Origin of the sequence: Salinivibrio sp. ML323 (genome assembly GCF_001995745.1) — a bacterium.
GTDB lineage: Bacteria > Pseudomonadota > Gammaproteobacteria > Enterobacterales > Vibrionaceae > Salinivibrio > Salinivibrio kushneri.
Genome location: NZ_MUES01000017.1, coordinates 1 through 22,846, shown reverse-complemented (window position 1 = coordinate 22,846; position 22,846 = coordinate 1). Strand labels below are relative to the sequence as shown.

Annotated in this window: 21 protein-coding genes; 13 read left to right on the top strand and 8 right to left on the bottom strand. The window is 50.7% G+C overall.

What is annotated here, in order from left to right; genetic code table 11:
• Positions 1-6: 6 nt before the first annotated feature.
• On the top strand, positions 7-738 hold the full coding sequence (locus BZG13_RS10560) for a 3'-5' exonuclease (RefSeq protein ID WP_077486595.1): 732 nt from the start codon (positions 7-9) through the stop codon (positions 736-738).
• A 135-nt stretch (positions 739-873) separates the two neighbouring features.
• Positions 874-1,077 (top strand): hypothetical protein, encoded by a 204-nt coding sequence (locus BZG13_RS10555; protein ID WP_077486594.1) that lies wholly within the window; start codon positions 874-876, stop codon positions 1,075-1,077.
• 96 nt (positions 1,078-1,173) lie between these two features.
• Here BZG13_RS10555 and BZG13_RS10550 read toward each other — a convergent pair whose 3' ends face one another.
• The 6 genes from BZG13_RS10550 to dinG all read right to left on the bottom strand — a co-directional run bounded on the left by BZG13_RS10550 (position 1,174) and on the right by dinG (position 7,743).
• Positions 1,174-2,604 (bottom strand): alanine/glycine:cation symporter family protein, encoded by a 1,431-nt coding sequence (locus BZG13_RS10550; protein ID WP_069361494.1) that lies wholly within the window; start codon positions 2,602-2,604, stop codon positions 1,174-1,176.
• 582 nt (positions 2,605-3,186) lie between these two features.
• The gene (locus tag BZG13_RS10545) at positions 3,187-3,369 is read right to left on the bottom strand and encodes a DUF2496 domain-containing protein (RefSeq protein ID WP_077486593.1); all 183 of its coding nucleotides are present in this window, start codon (positions 3,367-3,369) and stop codon (positions 3,187-3,189) included.
• A complete protein-coding gene (locus BZG13_RS10540; protein WP_077486592.1) occupies positions 3,366-4,292 on the bottom strand; it encodes a histone deacetylase family protein in 927 nt (308 codons plus the stop codon). Before BZG13_RS10540 ends, BZG13_RS10545 begins: the two co-directional genes overlap by 4 nt.
• 14 nt (positions 4,293-4,306) lie before the next feature.
• On the bottom strand, positions 4,307-4,858 hold the full coding sequence (locus BZG13_RS10535; RefSeq protein ID WP_241824661.1) for a primosomal replication protein: 552 nt from the start codon (positions 4,856-4,858) through the stop codon (positions 4,307-4,309).
• A gap of 24 nt (positions 4,859-4,882) precedes the next feature.
• The gene (locus BZG13_RS10530; protein ID WP_077486591.1) at positions 4,883-5,656 is read right to left on the bottom strand and encodes a sulfite exporter TauE/SafE family protein; all 774 of its coding nucleotides are present in this window, start codon (positions 5,654-5,656) and stop codon (positions 4,883-4,885) included.
• Positions 5,657-5,670: 14 nt separating this feature from the next.
• Complete coding sequence (gene dinG / locus BZG13_RS10525) at positions 5,671-7,743, bottom strand: ATP-dependent DNA helicase DinG (protein ID WP_077486610.1); 2,073 nt, start codon at positions 7,741-7,743, stop codon at positions 5,671-5,673.
• A 536-nt stretch (positions 7,744-8,279) separates the two neighbouring features.
• Between dinG and BZG13_RS10520 the strand changes: the two genes are divergently transcribed.
• Together BZG13_RS10520 and BZG13_RS10515 are read left to right on the top strand one after the other, a co-directional pair.
• Positions 8,280-9,329, top strand: coding sequence for a porin (locus tag BZG13_RS10520; protein ID WP_077486590.1), 1,050 nt, complete (start codon positions 8,280-8,282; stop codon positions 9,327-9,329).
• Between the two features lie 88 nt (positions 9,330-9,417).
• Positions 9,418-10,065 carry a YccT family protein gene (locus BZG13_RS10515; protein WP_077486589.1) on the top strand — a complete coding sequence of 216 codons (648 nt, stop codon included), beginning with the start codon at positions 9,418-9,420 and terminating at the stop codon, positions 10,063-10,065.
• 136 nt (positions 10,066-10,201) lie between these two features.
• Here BZG13_RS10515 and BZG13_RS10510 read toward each other — a convergent pair whose 3' ends face one another.
• Entirely contained in the window at positions 10,202-10,585 is a 384-nt protein-coding gene (locus BZG13_RS10510) for a hypothetical protein (RefSeq protein ID WP_077486588.1), read from the bottom strand.
• A 423-nt stretch (positions 10,586-11,008) separates the two neighbouring features.
• Here BZG13_RS10510 and BZG13_RS10505 point away from each other — a divergent pair, with 423 nt between their 5' ends.
• From BZG13_RS10505 to BZG13_RS10465, 9 genes are all read left to right on the top strand, one after another.
• Positions 11,009-11,416, top strand: coding sequence for a YbaN family protein (locus tag BZG13_RS10505; RefSeq protein WP_077486587.1), 408 nt, complete (start codon positions 11,009-11,011; stop codon positions 11,414-11,416).
• Positions 11,417-11,453: 37 nt separating this feature from the next.
• On the top strand, positions 11,454-11,999 hold the full coding sequence (apt, locus tag BZG13_RS10500) for an adenine phosphoribosyltransferase (protein WP_077486609.1): 546 nt from the start codon (positions 11,454-11,456) through the stop codon (positions 11,997-11,999).
• A 57-nt stretch (positions 12,000-12,056) separates the two neighbouring features.
• On the top strand, positions 12,057-14,330 hold the full coding sequence (dnaX, locus tag BZG13_RS10495; RefSeq protein WP_077486586.1) for a DNA polymerase III subunit gamma/tau: 2,274 nt from the start codon (positions 12,057-12,059) through the stop codon (positions 14,328-14,330).
• A gap of 24 nt (positions 14,331-14,354) precedes the next feature.
• Entirely contained in the window at positions 14,355-14,684 is a 330-nt protein-coding gene (locus BZG13_RS10490; protein WP_021022483.1) for a YbaB/EbfC family nucleoid-associated protein, read from the top strand.
• Positions 14,685-14,687: 3 nt separating this feature from the next.
• Entirely contained in the window at positions 14,688-15,296 is a 609-nt protein-coding gene (gene recR, locus BZG13_RS10485) for a recombination mediator RecR (protein ID WP_077456620.1), read from the top strand.
• Between the two features lie 357 nt (positions 15,297-15,653).
• The gene (htpG, locus tag BZG13_RS10480) at positions 15,654-17,549 is read left to right on the top strand and encodes a molecular chaperone HtpG (RefSeq protein ID WP_077486585.1); all 1,896 of its coding nucleotides are present in this window, start codon (positions 15,654-15,656) and stop codon (positions 17,547-17,549) included.
• Between the two features lie 157 nt (positions 17,550-17,706).
• The gene (gene adk / locus BZG13_RS10475; RefSeq protein ID WP_077486584.1) at positions 17,707-18,351 is read left to right on the top strand and encodes an adenylate kinase; all 645 of its coding nucleotides are present in this window, start codon (positions 17,707-17,709) and stop codon (positions 18,349-18,351) included.
• A 209-nt stretch (positions 18,352-18,560) separates the two neighbouring features.
• A complete protein-coding gene (gene hemH / locus BZG13_RS10470; RefSeq protein ID WP_077486583.1) occupies positions 18,561-19,535 on the top strand; it encodes a ferrochelatase in 975 nt (324 codons plus the stop codon).
• A gap of 89 nt (positions 19,536-19,624) precedes the next feature.
• Positions 19,625-20,926, top strand: a complete 1,302-nt coding sequence (locus BZG13_RS10465) for an inosine/guanosine kinase (RefSeq protein WP_069361394.1) — start codon at positions 19,625-19,627, stop codon at positions 20,924-20,926.
• 71 nt (positions 20,927-20,997) lie between these two features.
• On the opposite strand, the gene asnB is transcribed toward BZG13_RS10465, so the two are convergent.
• Positions 20,998-22,665, bottom strand: coding sequence for an asparagine synthase B (asnB, locus tag BZG13_RS10460; protein ID WP_077486582.1), 1,668 nt, complete (start codon positions 22,663-22,665; stop codon positions 20,998-21,000).
• Between the last annotated feature and the right edge of the window lie 181 nt (positions 22,666-22,846).

Here is a 22,846-nt window from a genome sequence, read left to right as displayed (position 1 = left end):
GAGGGTATGCTTCATTTCGATTTGAGAAAAAAAGAGGATGCCGACCACGTTGACTGGCGTGCCATGTTAGAAACCAAACGGGAGACGGTTCAGCACGAGACCTTGCAAGCGTTTTATCAGCAAGGCTGGGTATCGCCTGATACCCCTGTCTCTCAGGTGTCTTTTGTGGCGTTAGACTTTGAAACCACAGGACTTGATAGCCAACAAGATGCGATTGTTAGTATTGGCTTGGTGCCCTTTACCCTGAATCGTATTCGTTGTCAGCATGCGCAACATTGGATTGTTAACCCTAATCGGCCGTTGGCAGAGTCGTCGATTGTGATTCATGGCATCACCCACTCGGATATCGTCAATGCCCCTGACTTTTCGCATGTGATTGAGCCCTTACTGAGTGCGTTGGCCGGCTCCGTCGTCGTCGTTCACTACCGCCGTATTGAGCGGGAGTTTCTCGACCGCGCGTTCAAACAGCGTTTGGGGGAGGGGATTATTTTCCCAATGGTCGATACCATGGAGTTAGAAGCGCGCAAACACCGAAGTGGTAAACGCAGTTTCATGGATTGGATTGCACGCCGCCCGCCTGAGTCGATTCGTTTAGCCGACAGTCGTCATCGTTATCACTTGCCCTTTTACCAAAGCCACCATGCGCTGACGGATGCGATGGCCACCGCTGAATTGCTGCAAGCGCAAATTGCTCATGACTTTTCACCGGACACGCCCATCAGTGAACTATGGCGCTAACCATGGGAACGGTCCTCGCGACTAAAGTAGAGGCTCTCGTGGCGAGACAATGAACCCTTCGCTGATGGTTTTCGTAGTGGCTCTCAGGGCGTATAATCAACGTGCTACAAGTCAGTGACGAAAGTGAGAGGAAAAATGACATTGATCCATGCGGTTGAAGGGTTGGCGTTCGGTCTCGGTGTGCTATTGCTGTCATCGTCCATTGGCTTTGCGTATTGGGGGATCACCTTAAAGCCAGAAGAGGCAGAGGACATGACGGCGCGTAAGATTGAATTAGGTTTTTATTCGGGCGCGTGTTTTGTCTTCACCCTGCTGATTGGTTATTGGTTGAGTGTGTAACGCCGCAGCGTCTATGGGTGAGAATCTAGATTTCATTCAGTGAGTAACAAAAAACCACCGATGACTCGGTGGTTTTTTCGTATACCCCGCAAGGAATTACCAAACGTCTTTATCGATTTGTTTATCCAATTTCGGGAACTTAGTGCGATCAAAGGTGGGTTTTTTGCCCGCACGGCGCTGATCTTCATAGTCTTTCATCAGCGCAAACGCAACACCCGACAAGAGCGCGATAGCCACCAAGTTGATCACCGCCATCATGCCCATCGACAAGTCCGCAAAGCTCCAAATCAGTGGCAGATCCATCACCGCGCCGATTAATACCATCGCGAGCACGGCGATACGGTAGAGTAAAATGGCTTTCCGGCACTTGAATATATACTCGATGTTTGACTCACCATAAGAATAGTTGGCAATGATCGAGGTAAAGGCAAACAGCAGAATCGCAATGGCAATAAAGGCCGCGCCCCAGTCACCCACTTGGCTAACTAATGCTTCTTGGGTAAGCGCAATACCCGTGAGACCGCTATTTGGCTCAAGCATACCGGAGATCAAGATGATCGATGCCGTCGCGGTACAGATAACGATGGTGTCGACAAAAACCCCCAGCATCTGCACATAGCCTTGCGCCGCTGGGTGATTGGGTTTAGTGGTTGCGGTAGCGGCCGCATTCGGTGCCGAACCCATACCTGCTTCGTTGGAGAACAAACCACGCTTGATACCGTGCATCATCGCTTGCGCGATAGCATAACCCATTGCACCACCAGCCGCTTGTTCAAGCCCGAGCGCGCTTTTAACAATGGTTGAGATTACCGCAGGCAGTTGTTCGATATTCATACCGACCACGATAAGCGCGACCAGCAAATACGCCAGTGCCATGAACGGTACGATCAGCTCGGCCACACGCGCAACCGAACGCATACCGCCAAAAATCACAGGTGCGGTCACTAAGGCAAGGCCGATGCCAACCGCTAAGGCATCAAAGCCAAACGCGGTATTCATTGCTGCGGCAATCGAGTTGGACTGGACACCGTTAAACGCCAGACCAAAGGCGATAATCAGGCAGATAGCAAACGCAATGCCTAACCAGCGCTGACCTAAGCCTTTTTCGATATAGTAAGCAGGGCCACCGCGAAAGGTCTTGTCGTTGTGATTCACTTTGTACGCTTGCGCCAAAGTAGATTCGACAAAGCTAGTTGCCATACCGACCAATGCCGTCAGCCACATCCAGAATATCGCACCAGGGCCACCCAGATAGAGCGCCACGGCCACACCGGCCATGTTTCCGGTACCGACGCGCGCCGCCAAACTGGTACTAAAGGCTTGGAAAGAAGAGATACCACCTGACGCGCCATCGCGGCTGTTGGCCATCAGTTTGAACATGTGGCCAAAGTTACGGAATTGAATAAAGCCAGATCGCACGGTGAAGTACAAACCTAAGCCAATCAAAAGATAAATGAGTACGCTGCCCCAAAGGAGGCCGTTACCTGTATCGACTATGGACACAAATAGATTTTTAAGTTGTTCCATCATTAAACTCTGTTTTGTCTGTTGGGAGACGCCTTGCTCTTTCGCGACGAGAACCTATTGTTCATGGTGAGAGAGCGAGGGTCGACAACCACTGTCCATGTGAGATCTCTGCCGTCCATGCAGGTGAGCAACGAAACGCGCAGTAGCACCAAAATGTCTGGCTGCTATGACGCGTGATGTTGGATCTGCAACAGCATTTTGAATCCATGCTCGGCTGTTGCCAGAGTGCACCGTTAACCGCGATATTGATGTCTTAGCACAGCAATACACTAGGTGGAGCACGCCGGATAATACCGATATTTGTGAGACAAAACACTAGATGTTTGTTGAGATGTTGGTTTTTTGAGCGGTGCTAGGTGTCAATAACAGTCCTAAAAATTGTAATCAAAATGTAATGGAATTGACGCTAATTACTTGATGTTAAAGCAGTCATCTCAACGCCTTCGCATATTATCCGGTATTTTTTTGACTCAATATTGGTTGCATGCGCGCTGAACGAAATGTGATCAATGCCTCATGTTGCCATTGAGTCATCGCACTGAATCTACTTCTACGCTGCCCGAACGGATAGATAAAGATGACTTAATCACTGGATGACGCGGCTTTTTTAGTCAGCAAATCATGCTTAACCATATCGATCGCGGAGAGCGCTGTGTCGGTATCAATCGCATGGCTTTCAAGCAAGTAAATAAGATCGACCGCGAGCTTGACGTCGTCGGGCGCCTCTTCGAGTGCTTTTGACGAGGAAGAATGTGAGTCAGTCATGATGCCTCCAGGCTGGCGGAAAAGTCGGGAAAGTGAGTGATAGCGGCTTGGATGAGTTGTTCGTGCAGCGGGATCAGCTGCTCATGGGTGTCATGATAACCTCCTCCAATGACCGCAGCGACCGGGATCTGGTGGGCGGCACACCGTGATAGTACGCCTGTGTCGCGTTGAAAAATGCCCTCAGTGGTAAGTGACAAATACCCCAACGCATCGTCTTTATGCACGTCGACGCCAGCGTCATAGATCACCATGTCGGGGCGATGCTGAGCCAGAGCAAGGTCGAGTAAAGGTAACAAGGCATCAAGGTAGTCGCTATCCTGGGTGCCAATCGGGAGGGGTAAATCAAGCGTTGATGCTGGCTTGCGCGAGGGAAAATTTTTTTCACAGTGGACGGAAAAGGTCACAATATCTGGATGTGAGGAGGCCAGTGCGGCCGTGCCGTCACCGTGGTGAACATCGCAATCGACGATCATCACTGTCTCTATGCCCGGCTGTGTGAGAGCATGACGCGCGGCAATCATTAGATCGTTAAATAAGCAAAAGCCACTGCCAAAATCATAGTGGGCGTGATGATAGCCGCCAGTAAGGTGAATCGCCAGGCCTGTGCGCAATGCCTGATCCACCGTTAAGGTGGTGCCACCCAGAGAGGTTAAACTGCGTTTTATGAGCGACGCACTCCAAGGAAACCCAATACGACGCATTTTAACCAAAGGCAAGTTGCCCTCGAGTAATTGGCTTACATAGGCGGGATCGTGGACCGCGTCAATGATCTCTCTTTGCGCGGCGGTGGGCTGATAAAACGCAACCGGCAAGGCAAGCGCTTGCAAGCGCTCAAAGAGCAGCCGGTACTTTTGCAGAGGATAACGGTGACCCTCGGGAAGCGGGAAATCAGAGTAAATGGGATGGTATATCAGTGGTAGCACATTCGCTCCTTACGTTATCGCTTTTCCCGGTAAGTAATGGTGGTTTCAATACGCTCTCGGGCTTTGGTGCATCGTGCTAGACGCTGCTCGAGCGCGAGAACTTGCTTTTGATGCTGTTGCCGTATAGCCGGACTGGAAGCCATCTCAACACTGGCGTTGGCATCACGGAGTTTGTCGGCGAGACGCCTTTCCCAGTCTTGGTGTTTGGCCAAGTCTTGATAAAGTTCACCGATTGACTGTCGCCGTGGCCCACGCCGCGCTTGTTCTTGCTTACGTAAAGGTTGGGTGGCAAGCTCACGTTGCAGTGCGGTGATTTGCGATAACAAGGTGTCGCAAATATGGGTCGCGCGCGCATCCGTTAGCATGCCTTGTTGATGGTCGCGGCGCATCACCGCCAATAAGCCTTGGGCTTCATTAACACAAGGCGTTAACAGCTTGCCTTTGCAGTGAAAAAGTGGCGTGGCAAATAAAGGGGCTTTGGCTTCGCCGCGACGCCGATCGACCTCTGCCGCTTGAACAGCGAGTTGGTCTAAATGCTGAGCCATGGCATCGATTTGCGCTTTCATGGTGTCGTTCTCTTTTATTGAGGGCTAAAACCACGCATCAACGGCAAGTTTGCCCGCTAGAATAACTACCGCGGTGATAAAAATAGGGCGAATAAAACGGCTACCAAAGCGGATGGCCGAGTGTGCGCCAATAAAGGCACCCAGCATAAGACACGCACCCATGGTTAAGCCCAGTGCCCAGCTCACATGGCCTAATAGTGCGAACGCCACCAGTGAGGTGAAGTTGCTGGTAAAGTTCATCGCTTTTGCCAACCCAGAGGATAGCAATATATTCATCCGATAGAGCGACATGGTGGAAACCGTCCAAAACGCGCCGGTTCCCGGGCCGGCTACCCCGTCGTAAAAGCCAAGTGATAAACCTTGACTCCATTGTTTGATTGGCAACTTCGGACAAGGTGCGGGTAGCTGGTTGTTATCACCCTTTGGGTGTGGGTGCCAAATGGTATACACCGCGGCCACCAATACCACGATTGGTATGGCTTTTTCGAGCCACTCGGTGCTTAACACGTCCACCAGCAGGGTGCCGGCCGTGGCGCCAATTAAAGTGCCCCAAAAAGCATGTTGCCAAAACGAGGGAGAAAATAGGCGCTTTTTATAATAAGTGAAGGCAGCGGTGCTTGAAGCAAAGGTCGCGGCCAGCTTATTGGTGCCTAACGCAACATGCGGCGGCAGGCCTAGCGATAACAGGGCAGGCACAGTGAGCATGCCGCCGCCGCCAGCCACCGCATCAATAAATCCAGCGACAAACGCAGTCAGCCCCAGAATAACTAAAGTAGAGAGGTCAATCAGTTCCAGCATGTTAACTCATCAGTTTAAGATTCGATCACGCGCTTAAAGGGCGGCAGCGAGTCGAGTAAAGATTGGCCATATCTGCGGGTGATAATGCGCCGGTCAAGGAGCACTACTTTACCAGAGTCCTCTTCTTTGCGCAGTAGTCGCCCCACGGATTGCACCAGCTTTTTACTGGCTTCTGGTACGGCAATTTGTAAAAACGGATTGCCACCACAGCGCTCGATATATTCAGCGTGTGCTTCTTCAACCGGCGACGTCGGCACGGCAAAGGGGATTTTAGTAATAATAAGGTTGGTCAATAAGTTACCGGGTAAATCTAAACCTTCGGAAAAACTGCCGGTGCCAAAAATGATACTGGTTTTATCATTATTAACGGCTTGTTGATGCGCTTTGAGTAACGCGGTACGCGACTGGCTCCCTTGGCAAAGCAGCTGCCAGCCCCGTTGCTTGCAGGTACGTTCAATCGCTTGTGTCACTTGCTTCATTTGCCAATAGGAGGCAAAGAGCACCAAAGAGGCACGTTCACCTTCTAGGTGCTCAAGTATTTTATCGTTTAATGCCTCTGTAAAGGCACTGGCTTGCGGCTCACAAGGCATCGTCGGGATCACTAGGCGCGCTTTATTGGCGTAATCAAAGGGTGAGGGCAAGGCTAAATAACGCGAGCCGTCGGTTTCGCTCAAACCAACCTGACGGCAGAAATAGCTAAACCGATTTAGAGCACGCAAAGTGGCGGAAAAAAGGCCCACGCCAGCGGCGCGAGACCAGAGCATTTGATCTAGGCGCCAACCGACTTCCAAAGGAGAAACATGCACCCAAAGATCGCCTTCGCGCTCGCGACACGCTTGCACCCAACGTGCCAAGGGAGCGCCTTTCTCCGAATTAGGTTGAGCCATCAAGGTCCACACCTTTTCTAGGTTTTCTAACCGTTGCAGGAAAAACGCGGTTTCCGCGAGCGCCGGATCAGCCAGTTTTGCCGAAATGTCATTTTCTTTCAGACGCTCATTGATCAAATCATGAATTTTTCCCAATGCTTGATGAGCTTTTTTGCTCGCGGTTTTAAGCTGCTCACTGGGCGCAATCAGGGCTTCGGGCAGTTCACCGTCGGCAAAGCGATAACAACCGTCGTCGTTGAGCGACAGTTGACTGAGCATGTTTTTTGCCTCGCGCAGCCCTGGGATCAGGGTTTGTATCGCCTCGAGTAAGCTATCAACAAAGCGGTGTGCGCGCGTCATATCCGCGGTATTTCCCAACTTAGTCGTCGCTTGATTGAGCTTTTCCAGCCAGCTGATCACACCCAACAGGCTGGCACTGGCGGCTGAAAAGTCACGCGCCACCGTGGGAAGGTGGTGCGCCTCGTCAATCATATACAGGCACTGCTCTGGCTCGGGCAAGATCACCCCGCCGCCGAGTTCGAGATCGGCGAGCAGCAAGCTATGATTGACCACCACCACATCCGCTTTATCCATCGCTTCACGTGCTTTAGCAAACGGGCAACCACGGTGGGCGGGCAAACCGGCATGACAAGTGTGCTTATCAGAGGCGATGGCTTGCCAAAGATGATCAGCAATGGGTTTTGGCCAACTGTCTCTGTCACCATCCCACTTGCCCCGACTTAGCGCTTCGTAAAGATCATTCAGCAACAATTGTTCGCTGCGCTTGGGTTTTTGGGTAAAGAGCGCGCCTTGAATGCTCTCGGTATCTGCCACTGCACTTAGCTTATGTGCACAGCAATAGCGTTGGCGCCCTTTGGCCAATATAAAATCAAACGGTTTGGGGCAGATGCGATGAAAAAACGGGATATCTTTATTGGCAAGCTGTTCTTGCAACGCTACCGTCGCGGTGGAAATGACCACTTTTTTATTGTTGTTGAGTGCAAATGGGATCGCCCCCATCAGATAGGCCATCGACTTACCGACCCCAGTGCCGGCCTCGGCCACCAGCAGCCGACGCTTGGGCTCATAATCACCCGCCAAGGTTTTCGCGAGCTCTGCCACCAAATAGTTCTGAGCTTTGCGTGGAATAAAGTGGGGAAGTTGGTCTTGTAGCGTTTGGTAGCACGCGCGAATGTCTGATTTTACGGCAGGGCTGWGCATCAACAGGTCCGAGTTGCAAAGGTTGGCGGCCAGTATAACACGGAGCAAAAACGTGAAAACGATCGCGAACTGCAAGATTTCCTTACAGATATGAGATCTTGGTCACGAATTTAATTTGAACCATTCTTCGCTATCTTGCTGATCTGCCGTTTGATTAACAAAACGCCTGATTTAAGCTATTGATTAGTTTTTTATTCTAATGTAAGCAACTAATTCTGTAATTTTTGGTGTTTTATGTTGTTAATGTTTGTTGTTTATTTTCATCAAAAGGCGGGTGTTGAGTTAATTAAACTGTGATCTCAGTTCAACAAATGTCACTATATCGTTGTTTTTAAGCGTTTTTTGTCTAGATTGTAATGCGCTTCCGGCGAGTTGACAGAACTACAAATGTTCTGCACGATTAGCCACGAAGTTTCAGTGAACTGGCATTTTGTGCTTCGCAGCGTTTGCTGCTGGTAATAGAGTGACAGTCACCATAAAACAGAGTTCCAAGAAGGAACTCATAATGACTAAATAGAAAAGGCAGTGGATTAACCATGAAAAAGACTATTCTAGCAATGGCAGTACCAGCTCTGCTGGCTGCAGGCTCAGCATCAGCAAGCATCAACCTGTATGACGCAAACGGCGTTAAAGTAGACGCGTCGGGTTCCGCTGAAGTTCAGTATATGCAAGAAATCGGTAACAACCAAGATGCGAAATGGCGTCTAGACGACGGTGATGTTCAGTTTGATACTGAAGTTGCTGTATCTGACTCTCTTAGTGCAATCGCGGCAGTAGATTTTGAATTCGAAAGCGCAGATAGCGTTACAGACATTGATAACGGCGGTAAAGAACAAACTCGCGATATCACTGGTAGTAACGGTAACGTCGAAAACAACGTCCTTTACGTTGGTTTGAAAGGTGACTGGGGTCAGTTCACCGCAGGTCGTCAGCTGTTGCTGATGGATGACGCTGGTATCACCAAAGATTACGAGCTTGCTGAAAATGCTTTCGGTGACGGTTACAACACTCATGCACAACAAGTAGGCAAGTACGTTTACGACAACGGTACTTTCTACGGTGCTGCAACCTACACTGACAAGAGCGACGGCTTTGATGATGGCTCTTTAGGCGATAACGATGTTGATGACAAAGGCTACCTCGCTGGCGACGACACTCGCATCTATGAAGCACGCCTAGGCTACCGTGTAGCTGACGTTGACGCGCGTGTTTATTATCAGAAAGCTGATAACGTAGACCGTACTGATGATAAAGAAATTGACGCATACAACTTTGAAATTGAGTATGCTGGCATTGAAAATGTTGGTCTAGCAGCATCAGTCGGGCGTGTCTCTACAGACAATGGCTCTAATGATTTAGACACTGATTATATGTCAATCGCTGCTGACTACACTATGGGTAAAACCACCTTTGCGGTTGGTTACGACAACAAAGACGTAGAAGACAACGCTTCAGACGTGAACGGTTACTATGCCAACGTGACTTATGCACTGCACAGCAACGCACACGTGTATGCAGAAGTTGGCGACAGCGACGGTGATGAAGAAGACTTCGGCTACGTAGCAGGTATGGAAGTTAAGTTCTAATTGAGCTTAAACCATTATTGCTACATGTAGCACTGGTTACAAAAGCCGCCTTAGGGCGGCTTTTTTATTATCACGATTTGGAGTAGAGATGAAAAAAGTAGTAGGTATGGGCTTGGTGCTCAGCACTCTCTTAGCAGCGAGTGTGACTAGTGCGGCGGAAATTACCTCCGCGCCCAATATTGAGTTTGTGGTGGTTGATGGTAAGGAAATCAGTTTTGAAAACTGGGCGCCGCAGCAGACCATTGAGCTTGCTAATGGCACCCACCAGTTGGTGATGCGCTTTGATGGCGAAGTAAAGCGAGGCAGTAAAGAGGTGATTTTTACCTCGCGTCCGTATCTGTTTGAGCTAGACGTTGATGGCCGCGATGCCACCATTAACATTGATACCAACCTAAGAGTGAAAACCCAAGCGACCAGCTATTTTGATGATAACCCACAATGGCAGGCTGAGTTTGATAACGGCGAGGTAATGCCGTTAGAGGCGGTCGAGCTTAAAGGTGATGGGTTTGGCGCCTATGCCGATATGGAAGCGCTGGTGGCGGAGTACAACCGCGAAAACGGTATTATTATCGACCAAGGTGAAAGCAAAAACCTTAACGACGTATTAGTCGAGGTGGACGATCAAGGCCAAGCCTCAATTAAGGGTGATGCCTTGTCGCAGCTTAAGCTTTGGTATACCAAAGCCAGTGACCAAGAGCGTAAGTCGTTCCGTCGTTGGATCATTGATCAAGATTAAGCGCGTGTTCGAGGGAGGCGTGGTAGTCAGTATCACCCACTTGACAGCTTTAGACAGTCAATAAAAAACGCGCCCAGCTGATGCTGGGCGCGTTCCGTTTAAGCCACGGTGAGACAAGCGAAAGTCGACCTCGCGATCACACGGTTTTACGTGCTCCCGCAGTGGCTCGGCGAGTGGCTGGATCGTGATGATAATAATTGGACGCGCGACACTGTGGGCAGCGCTGCTCGGCGGCATCATTGATTAAATCATCCAGTGGAATGTCACTTTCACAATCGGCACACAAGCCATAAATCTCCAAATCCATGGCACATAAAGCCGCATCGACTTTTTCTAAACGTTCACCGAGGCATCGGATAGCACCAGGTACCCCTTGGCTTTCTTTAATCAGATCCGAAATGGTGAGGTTTTCGCAATGCTTGTCCCAGTCTTCACGCAATCGCGTGGTTAGTGTTGCTACTAGCTCAGTGCGTTCGCGGTTAAGTTCACGCCCCAGCTGAGCAAGGGTTGTTGTATCCATGGTCAGTTCGCTTGATTGGCTAAAATGACGTTTATCATGACGCAGTCACACAAGTTGTTACCCTGATGTAAATCAAGGAATCAGCTAAAACCTTACAAAGAGTCCGTTTTTAGCGCTGTTGACCTGAGCTATAGTAGCCGCTCACCGTTGTTATGCTGTTGTGAGTGAAGTAACAAAATGGAACACGATTTTAAAGAGCCCTATAACGTTAAGTACTTCATCGGCTTTCTGCTGGTACTACTGATCCCGACCTTACCTGCCAGTCTCACCTGGCTTGGCATTGTTTTTGGCGGCTAATCACCGCCTTGTTCACTTACCGCACCGTATTCCTTATTCGCCATCCTGTACCTCCATCGTCTCTGCCACTACACTTAGCGTGAGTGAACAAGCGCAACCATCGCGAATCGAGAGGTAGTAGAGATTATGCAGCAAGCACCGACAGCCCCTTGGCGTTGGTTATGGAATGGGTTAGGTTGGTTATGGGTCGCGCTGGGCGCGGCAGGCGCCTTTTTGCCGGTACTCCCGACCACGCCGTTTTTGCTGCTCGCCAGTGGCTGCTTTATGCGAGGCTCTCCTCGTATCGCTAACTGGCTTCACGCCCACCCCACGTTTGGACCCATATTGACCGATTGGTACCAAAAGCGCGCGATTAGTCGCAAAGTAAAACGACGCGCGACCGTCATGATTGTGGCAAGTTTCAGTTTCTCCATTTATATCGTCGGGGCGATGTGGCTGAAAGCGTTACTGATTACCTGCCTAATTGTGCTCTTGTGCTGGTTTCTCCGCCTACCTGAAACGGAATCTGTTGCTGGCTCGGCCGAAAATTCATAACATGGCGGTTTGCGTTTTTTATCGGCGAGAATTGGCCATGAGCACCGACAGCTTGAATGTCATCAAACAAAGTATTCAAACCATCCCAGATTACCCCAAACCTGGCATCTTATTTCGCGATGTCACCAGCTTAATGGAAGACCCTGTTGCCTACCAAGCGACGATTGATGCCTTGGTGGCACAATATCGCGATCATGGATTTACCAAGGTGATTGGTACCGAGTCACGTGGCTTTTTATTCGGTGCGCCTCTGGCGCTTGCGCTAGGGCTGCCATTTGTGCCAGTTCGCAAACCTGGTAAATTGCCACGCGCGGTGATCAGCGAAAACTACCAGCTGGAATACGGTGAAGATACCCTGGAAATCCATCGTGATGCGATTGGTGAGGGGGATAAAGTACTGGTGATTGACGATCTGCTGGCGACAGGCGGCACCATAGAAGCCACCGTGAAGTTGGTGCGCCGTTTAGGTGGCACCGTAGAACACGCTGGCTTTGTGATAAGCTTGCCGGATATCGGCGGGGAAGAAAAACTGGCCGCGCTTGGGATCAAGGTTTATAGCTTGTGCGAATTTGCCGGTCATTAATGCCAGGTTATGTGCAGGGTATCGCGTTAGCCATAAGCATACAGGAAGCGAATTGACATGAGCTACCAAGTTCTCGCACGTAAGTGGCGACCCCATAATTTTGAGTCTGTGGCTGGTCAAAGTCATGTGCTGACGGCCTTGGCCAATGCGTTGGATCATGACCGCTTGCATCACGCATACTTGTTTAGTGGTACTCGCGGTGTGGGTAAAACCACTATTGCGCGTATTTTTGCCAAAGGGCTTAATTGTGAGCAGGGCGTGTCGTCATCGCCATGTGGACAGTGCGCAACCTGCCGTGAGATCGACGAGGGCCGGTACGTTGACTTGCTGGAGATTGATGCCGCTTCTCGTACCAAGGTAGAAGACACGCGCGAGCTGCTCGATAACGTCCAGTACAAGCCTGCACGTGGCCGTTATAAGGTGTACCTAATCGATGAGGTACACATGCTGTCGCGCCACAGCTTTAATGCCTTGTTAAAAACGTTAGAAGAGCCGCCCGAATACGTGAAGTTTCTGCTGGCGACCACGGATCCACAAAAGCTACCGGTCACCATTTTATCGCGTTGCTTGCAGTTTCATTTAAAGCACTTTGACGCCAGTCAGATCCAAACGCAGCTAGAGCATATTCTAGGTCAAGAAGGTGTTGAGGCAGAGTCACGTGCGTTAATGCTATTGTCACGGGCGGCGGAAGGCAGTATGCGCGACGCCTTGAGCTTGACCGATCAGGCGATTGCGCTGGGAAATGGCCAAATTAGCACCCAAGCAGTGGCAGAGATGCTAGGGACACTGAGTACCGATAACGCACTCTTACTCCTTGAAGCCTTGGCGAACCATGATGCGGTCGAGTTGATGAACATGCTGGCGCAGATTGCGCACGTCGGGGTGGAATGGGATGGCTTACTCAAAGAGTTAGCCAGTCAGCTTCACCATGTGGCGTTGGCTCAAGCACTGCCTCAGACGCATGATGACGACAGTGGTGAGCAAGCACGGATCCACGCCTTGGCCTCGCGACTTGCGCCACAAGATGTGCAGCTGTGTTACCAAATGGCACTGCAAGGACGGCAAGACCTGCCTTACGCCCCTGATGGGCGGGCGGGATTAGAAATGGTCTTGCTGCGTATGCTGGCGTTTCAGCCGGTCAAAACCGTGCCGTATGAACCGGCTACTATAGCGGTGCCGACACACGATCCTGCTTCTGCGCCACAGCCGCCGGTAAAAAAAGATCCCTCGCAAGCGTTGAATGCATTAAAAGCGCAGGTCTCATCGGCCAGTGTGGCGTCGCCAAACCAAGCGCCACCAAGCGATGCGCCTCAGGAGCATGAGGCACAACAGAGCCGAACCATGGGCGGTACCCCGGTGCGCAATGACCGAGATACGCCGGAAAGCCCCCAAAACGCCAATGCTCCCCACGCGCCAGCGCCTCAGCAGGCGATGGCAAAGACTGGCGCGGAGGAGCCCAGCATAGATGCGTCCGGCAGTGAGGCGCGTGACGCGAGTGTCGTCGAGCAAAGCCAACCGGTGGTCGATGACTCGGTGCCGGATGCAGCGCCCGCGAGTGAGCCATCTGCCTCTTCGCCTGCCTCTAGCCTTATTCAGGCGCGTAATCAGCTGCGTAGTCGTATGAAACGTCAAGCTGATAAAACGGGAGATGGGGTAAAAAAGACGGGACGGACACCGGCCAAGACTGATGCGTTATCTGTGCTCGATCGCGTAGCGACGGCGGCAGAGAGTGCATCGCCTGTGTCCGCCCCGGCGCATCAAACGGGCAATTCGACGTCAGCCCCCCAGCAAACATCGCATGGAAGTAAGGTATCGTCAGAGCCTTATCAATGGCGTCCTACTCAGCCTGTGTCACAATCGCCTGAGGTCGTACCAACCCTGACCCCTAAGTCGATAAAGCAGGCGCTAGAGCATGAAAAAACGCCTGCCATGCGTGACAAACTGGTGGAGGAAACCAATGCGCAAGATCCTTGGTGTGCACTGGCAGACAGCTTGGAGGTGGAGCGATTGGTCAAGCAAATGGCGCTCAACGCGGCCATGTCCCAGCAAGGTGAGCGCGTACAGCTCACATTGCGCCCGGATCAATCGCACTTGAATACCGAAAAAGCCCAGCAGCAATTAACTCAGGCCTTGACGACGGCATTGGGTGCCCCCATAACCTTAGAGGTGCAGCTCGGGGAAGCGGGAATCACACCGTTAGAGCGGCGAGAGCAGCTCTATCAACAAAAATTAGCGCAGGCGACACACAGCCTGCATAATGATCCGAATGTCACTTTTATGCTTCAACGCTTTGCGGCGGAGTTAGAGGAAGACAGCATTCGACCAATTTAAGACACCTAACCAAGAGAGAGAATTATGTTTGGTAAAGGCGGTATGGGTAACATGATGAAGCAGGCGCAGCAAATGCAAGAGCGCATGCAGAAAGTACAAGAAGAAATTGCCAGCATGGAAGTGACAGGCGAAGCGGGCGCAGGCATGGTGAAAGTCACCATGACAGGCAGCCACAGCATCCGTCGTGTCGACATCGACGATAGCTTGATGGAAGATGATAAAGACATGCTGGAAGACTTGATCGCGGCCGCATTCAACGATGCTGCCCGTCGTGTTGAGGAGCAACAAAAAGAGAAAATGGCGGACGTGACAGGCGGTATGCAGTTACCACCAGGCATGAAAATGCCATTTTAATCTATGCGCACCAGCCAGTTACTTGAACAACTGATGGACTCGCTGCGTTGTTTGCCCGGGGTGGGCCCTAAATCAGCGCAGCGGATGGCCTACCACCTATTGCAACGAAATCGCCAAGGTGGACTGGCTCTCGCGCAAGCGCTGAGCACGGCAATGACAGACATTGGCCACTGCAGCCAATGTCGAACCTTTACCGAGCAAGACGTGTGTGCGATTTGCGATAACCCGAAACGCCAAGAAACCGGGTTGATCTGTGTGGTTGAAAGCCCAGCAGACATTGCGGCCGTCGAGGCGACCGGGCAGTACGCTGGGCGGTATTTTGTCTTGATGGGGCATCTGTCACCGCTTGATGGCATTGGTCCGGCAGACATTGGCCTTGATGTGCTAGAAAAGCGTTTGCAGCACGAACCGATTCAAGAGCTTATTTTGGCGACCAATCCAACAGTGGAAGGCGAGGCCACGGCGCAATACATCGCTGAGCTTTGTCAAGAGCACCAAGTGGGTGCCAGCCGTATCGCACATGGCGTGCCCATGGGCGGCGAGCTTGAACTGGTCGACGGTACGACACTGTCTCATTCGATTATCGGTCGCCAACAGTTGAAGTATCGCTAGACGCGCCTGCCGTGCCCAAGAGACCGCACCTACCGGTTGTGACATTGTCTTCCTCCGCGAGGGGCCGAAAGACAATGTGGCAACACCAACCGTCAAAGCAGCGATGTCAATCACGCTACTGACTTGCAAAGCCTAGCCTCTGGTTAGGCTTTTCTTTTTCTATGGTTTATAGCCTCAGCCTGTGTGATATACCTCGAGTGTCGGCACCTTAACACTAACTGGCTTATATTTGACCACTTAGGCCTTGAAAGCGTGGTACCGGATCCCTATATCCAAGGAGACTGAGTAACGAATTCATTGAAACGTGGGCATCGAGTCCACGTCGCCATTAATCCTCATAGTGTTAGGTAGATTGACATGAGCGTGAAAACCCCAGAAAAACATCAGTTTGGTTCTGATACTTCCAAATTGCTGCAGTTGATGATCCACTCTCTCTACTCAAACAAAGAGATTTTCCTGCGAGAGCTGGTGTCAAACGCGTCAGATGCTGCTGACAAGCTGCGCTTTAAAGCATTGTCCGCGCCAGAGCTTTATGAAAGCGACGGTGACCTGCGCGTTCGTCTTTCCTTTGATAGTGATGCCGGTACGTTAACTGTCTCAGACAATGGTATTGGTATGAGTCGTGATGACGTCATCGCTAACCTCGGTACCATTGCAAAATCAGGCACAGAAGAGTTTCTTAAACAGCTTAACGAAGATCAAAGCAAAGACTCGAACCTGATTGGCCAATTCGGGGTCGGCTTTTACTCTGCCTTTATTGTGGCTGACAAGGTAACCGTGCGCACTCGCGCGGCGGGTCTTGCGGCCGACGAGGCAGTGCAGTGGGAGTCAACCGGTGAAGGTGAGTATACCCTAGAGCCTATCAGCAAAGCAGAGCGTGGCACTGAAATTACGCTGCATCTTAAAGACGACGAGAAAGAATTCCTCAATGATTGGCGTCTCCGTGAGGTGATCGGTAAATACTCCGACCATATCGGTATACCGGTAGAAATGTGGACGCAAGAGAAAGACGAGGAAGGTAACGAGACGGGCGAAGGTAAGTGGGAACAAGTCAACAAAGCGCAAGCGCTTTGGACCCGTGCTAAGTCAGATATCTCGGCAGACGAATACAAAGAGTTCTATAAACATGTGTCCCATGACTTCGCCGAACCGCTGACCTGGAGCCATAACCGCGTCGAAGGTAAAAACGACTACACCAGCTTGCTGTATATCCCGTCAAAAGCCCCATGGGACCTTTACAACCGCGAGCACAAACATGGACTGAAACTCTATGTACAACGCGTCTTTATCATGGATGATGCGTCACAGTTCATGCCAAGCTACTTGCGCTTTGTCCGTGGTTTGATTGATTCTAACGATTTACCACTTAACGTCTCGCGTGAAATTCTGCAAGACAACAAGATCACGCAGTCACTGCGCGGTGCATGTACCAAGCGTGTGTTGTCGATGCTAGAAAAACTGGCTAAAAACGATGCGGAGAAGTATCAGACGTTTTGGCGTGAATTTGGCTTGGTGATGAAAGAAGGGCCAGCGGAAGATTTCAGCAATAAAGAAAAAATTGCTGGCTTGCTGCGCTTTGCCTCAACGCATGAAGACAGCGCTGAGCAGACCGTCTCCTTGGCCGACTACGTGTCGCGCATGAAAGAAGAGCAAGACAAGATCTACTATATCACCGCGGATAGCTACAATGCGGCCAAGCACAGCCCGCACTTGGAGCAGTTTAAAGCCAAAGGCATCGAAGTTATCTTGATGTATGACCGCATCGATGAGTGGTTGATGAGCTACCTGACCGAGTTTGATGGTAAGTCGTTCCAGGCAATCACCAAGGCAGACCTCGATCTGAGCCAATTCGATGATGAAGAAGCAAAAGCAGAGCGTGAAGAAACCGAAAAAGCCTTTGCGTCTGTGATTGAGCGAGTAAAATCGCACCTAGGTGAGCGCGTTAAAGATGTACGTACCACCTTTAAACTCTCAGACACGCCGGCGGTGGTGGTGACTGATCAGTTTGAGATGGGCACGCAAATGGCGAAGCTTCTTGAGGCGGCAGGTCAGCAAGCGCCTGATGTGAAGTACATCTTTGAACTGAACCCAGAGCACGATCTGGTTAAGCGCATGGCGGATGAGAGCGATGAGCAAAAATTCGGTACCTGGGTAGAAATGCTGCTGGGTCAAGCGATGCTGGCAGAGAAAGGCAGCATGGACGATCCGTCAGACTTCTTGGCCTCGGTCAACCAGCTTCTGACTAAGGTATAATCGACAGGCGATTGTCGAGACCACATACTGAATGACTATCGAACAAGCCCGGCCGGATTGCCGGGCTTGATAGCGTTTAGTTAAGCGTGTATGTTTCGTGTCTTTGCGAATATAGACGCAGTTTAACGAAACCTAAATAATCATAAAGGGGATCACTATGCGCATCATTCTGTTGGGTGCACCGGGCGCGGGTAAAGGGACGCAAGCGCAGTTCATCATGGAAAAATACGGGATTCCGCAGATTTCTACGGGTGACATGCTGCGCGCCGCGATTAAAGCGGGCACTGAGCTTGGTTTAAAAGCCAAAGCGGTTATTGATGCTGGCGAATTGGTGTCTGATGACATCATTCTTGGCTTGGTTAAAGAGCGTATCTCGCAAGATGATTGTGCCAGCGGCTTCTTGCTAGATGGGTTCCCACGCACCATTCCTCAAGCTGATGGACTGAAAGAGATCGGTGTTGCGATCGATTACGTACTCGAATTCGACGTTCCGGATGACGTAATTGTTGAGCGTATGAGTGGTCGCCGTGCTCACCTTGCTTCAGGCCGTACTTATCACGTTGTTTACAACCCACCRAAAGTGGAAGGAAAAGACGACGTGACTGGCGAGGAGCTAGTGGTACGTGATGACGATAAAGAAGAGACAGTGCGCGCACGGTTGAATGTGTATCATAACCAAACCGCACCTCTGATTGCTTACTACAAAAAAGAAGCGGATGCTGGCAACACCCAGTTTGTGACCTTCGATGGTACACAAGCCGTGGAGCAGGTGAGCGTAGAGATCCAAAAGGTACTCGGCTAAACCGGCTTAAGGTGTCGCGCGTTTACGTGCTGACACAGGTTGTCATCGGTATTGCTAATAGTAGAAACCGGAGCTGACGATTAGTCGCTCCGGTTTTTTTGTGGCAAGCTATGCGTCATTCTCCAAACAATTTAATCAGATACGTTAAATTGGAAAGGTACAACAAAAATACTGGGCTCGTGGCCGAGCCAAAGCCAAGGACAACAAACATGACCGAAAAGCATAACCAAGTTGGCGTACTTCTGGTCAACCTGGGAACCCCAGATGCGCCTACTTCTTCTTCTGTAAAGCGCTTTTTATCTGAATTTCTGCATGATCATCGGGTGGTCGATTTAACGCGTTGGTTGTGGTGCCCACTGCTGCATGGTGTGATTCTCCCGGTACGCTCTCCCAAGGTGGCGAAGCTCTACCAAAGTGTTTGGATGGACGAGGGCTCACCGCTGATGGTATACGCCACACGCCAACGTGATGCCTTAGCCAACAAGTCGGGATTACCCGTTGCCCTAGGCATGACCTATGGTTCCCCGTCGATTACGGATGGTATAGAGAAACTGCAGCAACAAGGCTGTGAAAAGGTCATGGTTTTGCCCTTGTATCCGCAATACTCTGCGACCACCACCGCCGCGGTATTTGATAAAGTTGCCAAATCCCTCAAAGGACGCCCCTTGCTGCCTGAGCTTCGCTTTGTGCATCACTATCACGATCATCCAGCGTATCAATCCGCATTGGCAGACTCCGTGAGACGTCACTGGGATAAACACGGCAAGGGCGATCTCTTACTGTGTTCATACCATGGGATCCCGCAACGCTTTGCCGATAACGGCGATCCGTACCCGCAACACTGTGAACAAACCACAGCATTGTTGCAGGCGGAACTCGGGCTACCCGATCAAGCGATCATGATGAGCTACCAATCGCGCTTTGGGCGTGAAGAATGGCTTAAGCCTTACACGGATAAAACCTTGGAAGCGCTGCCCGCGAAAGGGGTTAAAACCCTCGATATCATGACGCCAGCCTTTTCCTCTGACTGCTTGGAAACCTTGGAAGAAATTGCCGGTGAGTGTCGGGATATCTTTTTAGAAGCGGGTGGCGAAGCCTTCCGTTTTATCCCATGCTTAAACGATGATGAGGCGCATATTGAGTTAATGGCGACGCTGGTGGCAGAGCATACCCAAGGGTGGTAGACAGATAAAATTCGTTTCTCCAACGCTATGCAGGCGCAAATTCTGTGGTAGAATTCGCGCCTCCCTTCCATTAGCTAGTTACACGAACCATGAAATTTCCAGGACAACGTAAGTCTAAACACTACTTTCCGGTTCATGCCCGGGATCCTTTGCTTAACCCTGCCAGTGAGCGTGGCTTTAAGCGCCCTCATGTGATTGGCATTGACCAAACCTTGGTGGATATAGAAGCAAAAGTGAGTGATGACTTCCTGGAGCGCTATGGTTTGAGCAAAGGCCACTCGTTAGTGATTGACGATGAACGGGCTGAAGCCTTGTATCAAGAGCTCAAAGACAATAACTTGGTGACGCATGAATTTGCGGGCGGTACCATTGGCAATACCTTGCACAACTACTCCGCTTTAGCGGACGACCAATCGATTCTGCTTGGCGTGATGAGTCAGGATATTCGCATTGGCAGCTACTCTTATCGCTATTTATGCAACACATCCAGCCGCATGGATCTCAACTATCTGCAACCTGTCCAAGGCCCGATTGGCCGTTGTTACGCGCTGATTGGCGATTGCGGTGAGCGTACCTTTGCTATCAACGAAGGCTTGATGAACCAGCTGCGTCCTGAGTCGATTCCGGAACATATCTTTGAGCACGCGTCAGCCTTGGTTTTGACCGCTTATTTGGTTCGCTGCAAAGACGGTGATCCGATGCCGGACGCGACCATGCGTGCCATCGAGTATGCCAAAAAGCATAACGTACCCGTGGTGATGACGCTGGGTACCAAGTATGTGATTGAGCAAAATCCACAATGGTGGCGTGATTTTCTGGCTGAACACGTCAGTGTGGTGGCGATGAACGAAGATGAGGGCGAAGCGCTCACGGGGGAAAGTGACCCTCTGCTCGCGGCCGACGCCGCCTTACAATGGGTGGATATGGTGCTTTGCACCGCCGGCCCGATTGGCCTATACATGGCCGGCTACAGTGAAGACAAAGCCAAACGTGAAACGTCGCTACCGCTGCTACCTGGTGCGATTCCTGAGTTCAATATGTATGAGTTCAGCCGCCCAATGATCAAAGCCGATTGCGAAAACCCGATAAAAATTTATTCGCACATTGCGCCATACATGGGTGGACCAGAACGGATCAAAAACACCAATGGTGCGGGTGACGGCGCCCTGTCGGCGTTGCTGCACGATATGTCAGCGAATCGTTACCACCGTGATAACGTGCCTAATTCGAGCAAACATCAGTACCCATTTTTGACTTACTCTTCGTTTTCTCAGGTGTGTAAATACGCTAACCGTGTTAGCTATGAGGTGCTGGCGCAGCACTCTCCGCGTTTGTCACGTGGCTTGCCGGAGCGCGAAGATAGTTTGGAAGAGGCTTACTGGGAACGTTAATCTCATTGCCTTAAACGATAAAAAACCGCCAATTGCTGTTGGCGGTTTTTTATTATTGGTCGTGAGGGGGCTTATTGATACGCTTTTTCGTGTACGTTGCGGACCGCACGACCTGATGGATCAGCTTGGTTTTTGAACGATTCATCCCACTCAATCGCTTTGGCACTGGAGCAGGCGATCGACGGGCCACCAGGAACACACTTCGCGGCATCTTCCAGAGGGAAGAGTTCGGCGAAAATTTCACGATACATATACGCTTCTTTGGTCGTCGGCGTGTTGTATGGGAAACGGAACGCGGCGGTTGCTAACTGTTGATCGCTGACTTTTTCATCGGCAATGGCTTTTAAGGTGTCAATCCAGCCGTAACCGACCCCATCGCTAAACTGCTCTTTTTGACGCCATGCCACCGACTCTGGTAACAGATCCCCGAAGCACTCACGAATAATGTGTTTTTCCATTTTGCCGTCACCGCACATTTTATCGTCTGGCTTGATTTGCATCGCCACTTCCAAAAACTCTTTATCCAAGAAGGGCACACGCGCTTCAACGCCCCAGGCGGCCATCGATTTGTTTGCGCGGGCGCAATCAAACATGTTGAGCGCAAGCAGTTTGCGAACGGTTTCCTCGTGAAATTCTTGAGCGTTGGGCGCTTTGTGGAAATATAAGTAGCCGCCAAACACCTCATCGGCGCCTTCTCCTGAGAGCACCATTTTAATCCCCATCGCACGGATTTTACGTGACATCAGATACATAGGCGTTGATGCTCGGATAGTGGTCACATCATAGGTCTCGATGTGATACACCACGTCGCGGATGGCATCCAAGCCTTCTTGGATACTATAGGTAAACTCGTGGTGAACGGTGCCAAGGTGGTCAGCGACCTCTTTGGCGGCCTTCAAATCCGGCGCCCCTTCCAGGCCGATAGCAAACGAGTGCAAACGTGGCCACCATGCTTGGCTTTGGTCGTCATCCTCGATGCGGTTGGCGGCATACTGCTTGGTCACTGCGGAAATCACCGATGAGTCCAACCCGCCGGATAGCAATACACCATAAGGCACATCCGTCATCAATTGGCGATGAACTGCTTTCTCTAGGGCTTCTTTGAGTGCCGCCTTATCCGTGGTGCTGTTTTTTACGCCATCGTATTCCATCCATGCGCGTTTGTAATAGCGGACGGGCTCGCCTTGCTTGCTCCATAAAAAGTGACCCGGAGGGAACTCACTAATGGTTTTACAAATAGGGGCTAGCGCCTTCATCTCAGACGCGACGTAATAGTTGCCGTGCTCATCGTGGCCATGATAAAGCGGGATAATGCCAATATGATCACGACCAATTAAATACGCATCTTGCTCCTCATCATACAAAATAAAGGCAAAGATACCGTTGAGGTAATCGAGTAACTCTGGGCCTTTCTCTTGATATAGGGCGAGAATAATTTCGCAGTCAGACTCGGTTTGAAACGGGTAGTCGGGGGCAAACTCAGCGCGGAGCTCTTTGTGATTGTAGATCTCACCGTTGACTGCGAGGGCTTGAGTTTGGTTTTGGTTATAAAGTGGTTGTGCCCCACTGTTAAGATCGACAATCGCAAGGCGCTCATGGACGAGAATCGCTTTTTCAGACGAATAAATCCCTGACCAGTCTGGGCCACGGTGACGCATGGTCTTCGACATTTTTAACGCGACTTCCCGCAATTGTTGCGCGTCGGTTTTGATGTCAAGCGCTCCAAAAATTGAACACATAATCTTCCTCTCTGTTTATGTTATGCGGTGTTTGTCGCCGTGTTATGCCCCGATAAAGGGCGACTGGCGGCGACTTGTTAACCACACTTTGCCCTGTGGCAGAGAAAGACACAAGTAGATAAAACAAATTCGTTATCTAAAATCGCCTTATAGTGAATGAAATTTAATAAAAGATAAATAT

Bases quoted from the DNA above. Each gene is read 5' to 3' on its own strand.
- BZG13_RS10555 (WP_077486594.1), top strand. From the start codon at position 874: ATGACATTGATCCATGCGGTTGAAGGGTTGGCGTTCGGTCTCGGTGTG.
- asnB (WP_077486582.1), bottom strand. From the start codon at position 22,665: ATGTGTTCAATTTTTGGAGCGCTTGACATCAAAACCGACGCGCAACAA.
- BZG13_RS10510 (WP_077486588.1), bottom strand. From the start codon at position 10,585: ATGGATACAACAACCCTTGCTCAGCTGGGGCGTGAACTTAACCGCGAA.
- htpG (WP_077486585.1), top strand. From the start codon at position 15,654: ATGAGCGTGAAAACCCCAGAAAAACATCAGTTTGGTTCTGATACTTCC.
- hemH (WP_077486583.1), top strand. From the start codon at position 18,561: ATGACCGAAAAGCATAACCAAGTTGGCGTACTTCTGGTCAACCTGGGA.
- BZG13_RS10535 (WP_241824661.1), bottom strand. From the start codon at position 4,858: ATGAAAGCGCAAATCGATGCCATGGCTCAGCATTTAGACCAACTCGCT.
- recR (WP_077456620.1), top strand. From the start codon at position 14,688: ATGCGCACCAGCCAGTTACTTGAACAACTGATGGACTCGCTGCGTTGT.
- BZG13_RS10530 (WP_077486591.1), bottom strand. From the start codon at position 5,656: ATGCTGGAACTGATTGACCTCTCTACTTTAGTTATTCTGGGGCTGACT.
- BZG13_RS10465 (WP_069361394.1), top strand. From the start codon at position 19,625: ATGAAATTTCCAGGACAACGTAAGTCTAAACACTACTTTCCGGTTCAT.
- BZG13_RS10490 (WP_021022483.1), top strand. From the start codon at position 14,355: ATGTTTGGTAAAGGCGGTATGGGTAACATGATGAAGCAGGCGCAGCAA.
- BZG13_RS10545 (WP_077486593.1), bottom strand. From the start codon at position 3,369: ATGACTGACTCACATTCTTCCTCGTCAAAAGCACTCGAAGAGGCGCCC.
- dnaX (WP_077486586.1), top strand. From the start codon at position 12,057: ATGAGCTACCAAGTTCTCGCACGTAAGTGGCGACCCCATAATTTTGAG.
- apt (WP_077486609.1), top strand. From the start codon at position 11,454: ATGAGCACCGACAGCTTGAATGTCATCAAACAAAGTATTCAAACCATC.
- BZG13_RS10560 (WP_077486595.1), top strand. From the start codon at position 7: ATGCTTCATTTCGATTTGAGAAAAAAAGAGGATGCCGACCACGTTGAC.
- BZG13_RS10550 (WP_069361494.1), bottom strand. From the start codon at position 2,604: ATGGAACAACTTAAAAATCTATTTGTGTCCATAGTCGATACAGGTAAC.
- BZG13_RS10515 (WP_077486589.1), top strand. From the start codon at position 9,418: ATGAAAAAAGTAGTAGGTATGGGCTTGGTGCTCAGCACTCTCTTAGCA.
- BZG13_RS10505 (WP_077486587.1), top strand. From the start codon at position 11,009: ATGCAGCAAGCACCGACAGCCCCTTGGCGTTGGTTATGGAATGGGTTA.
- BZG13_RS10520 (WP_077486590.1), top strand. From the start codon at position 8,280: ATGAAAAAGACTATTCTAGCAATGGCAGTACCAGCTCTGCTGGCTGCA.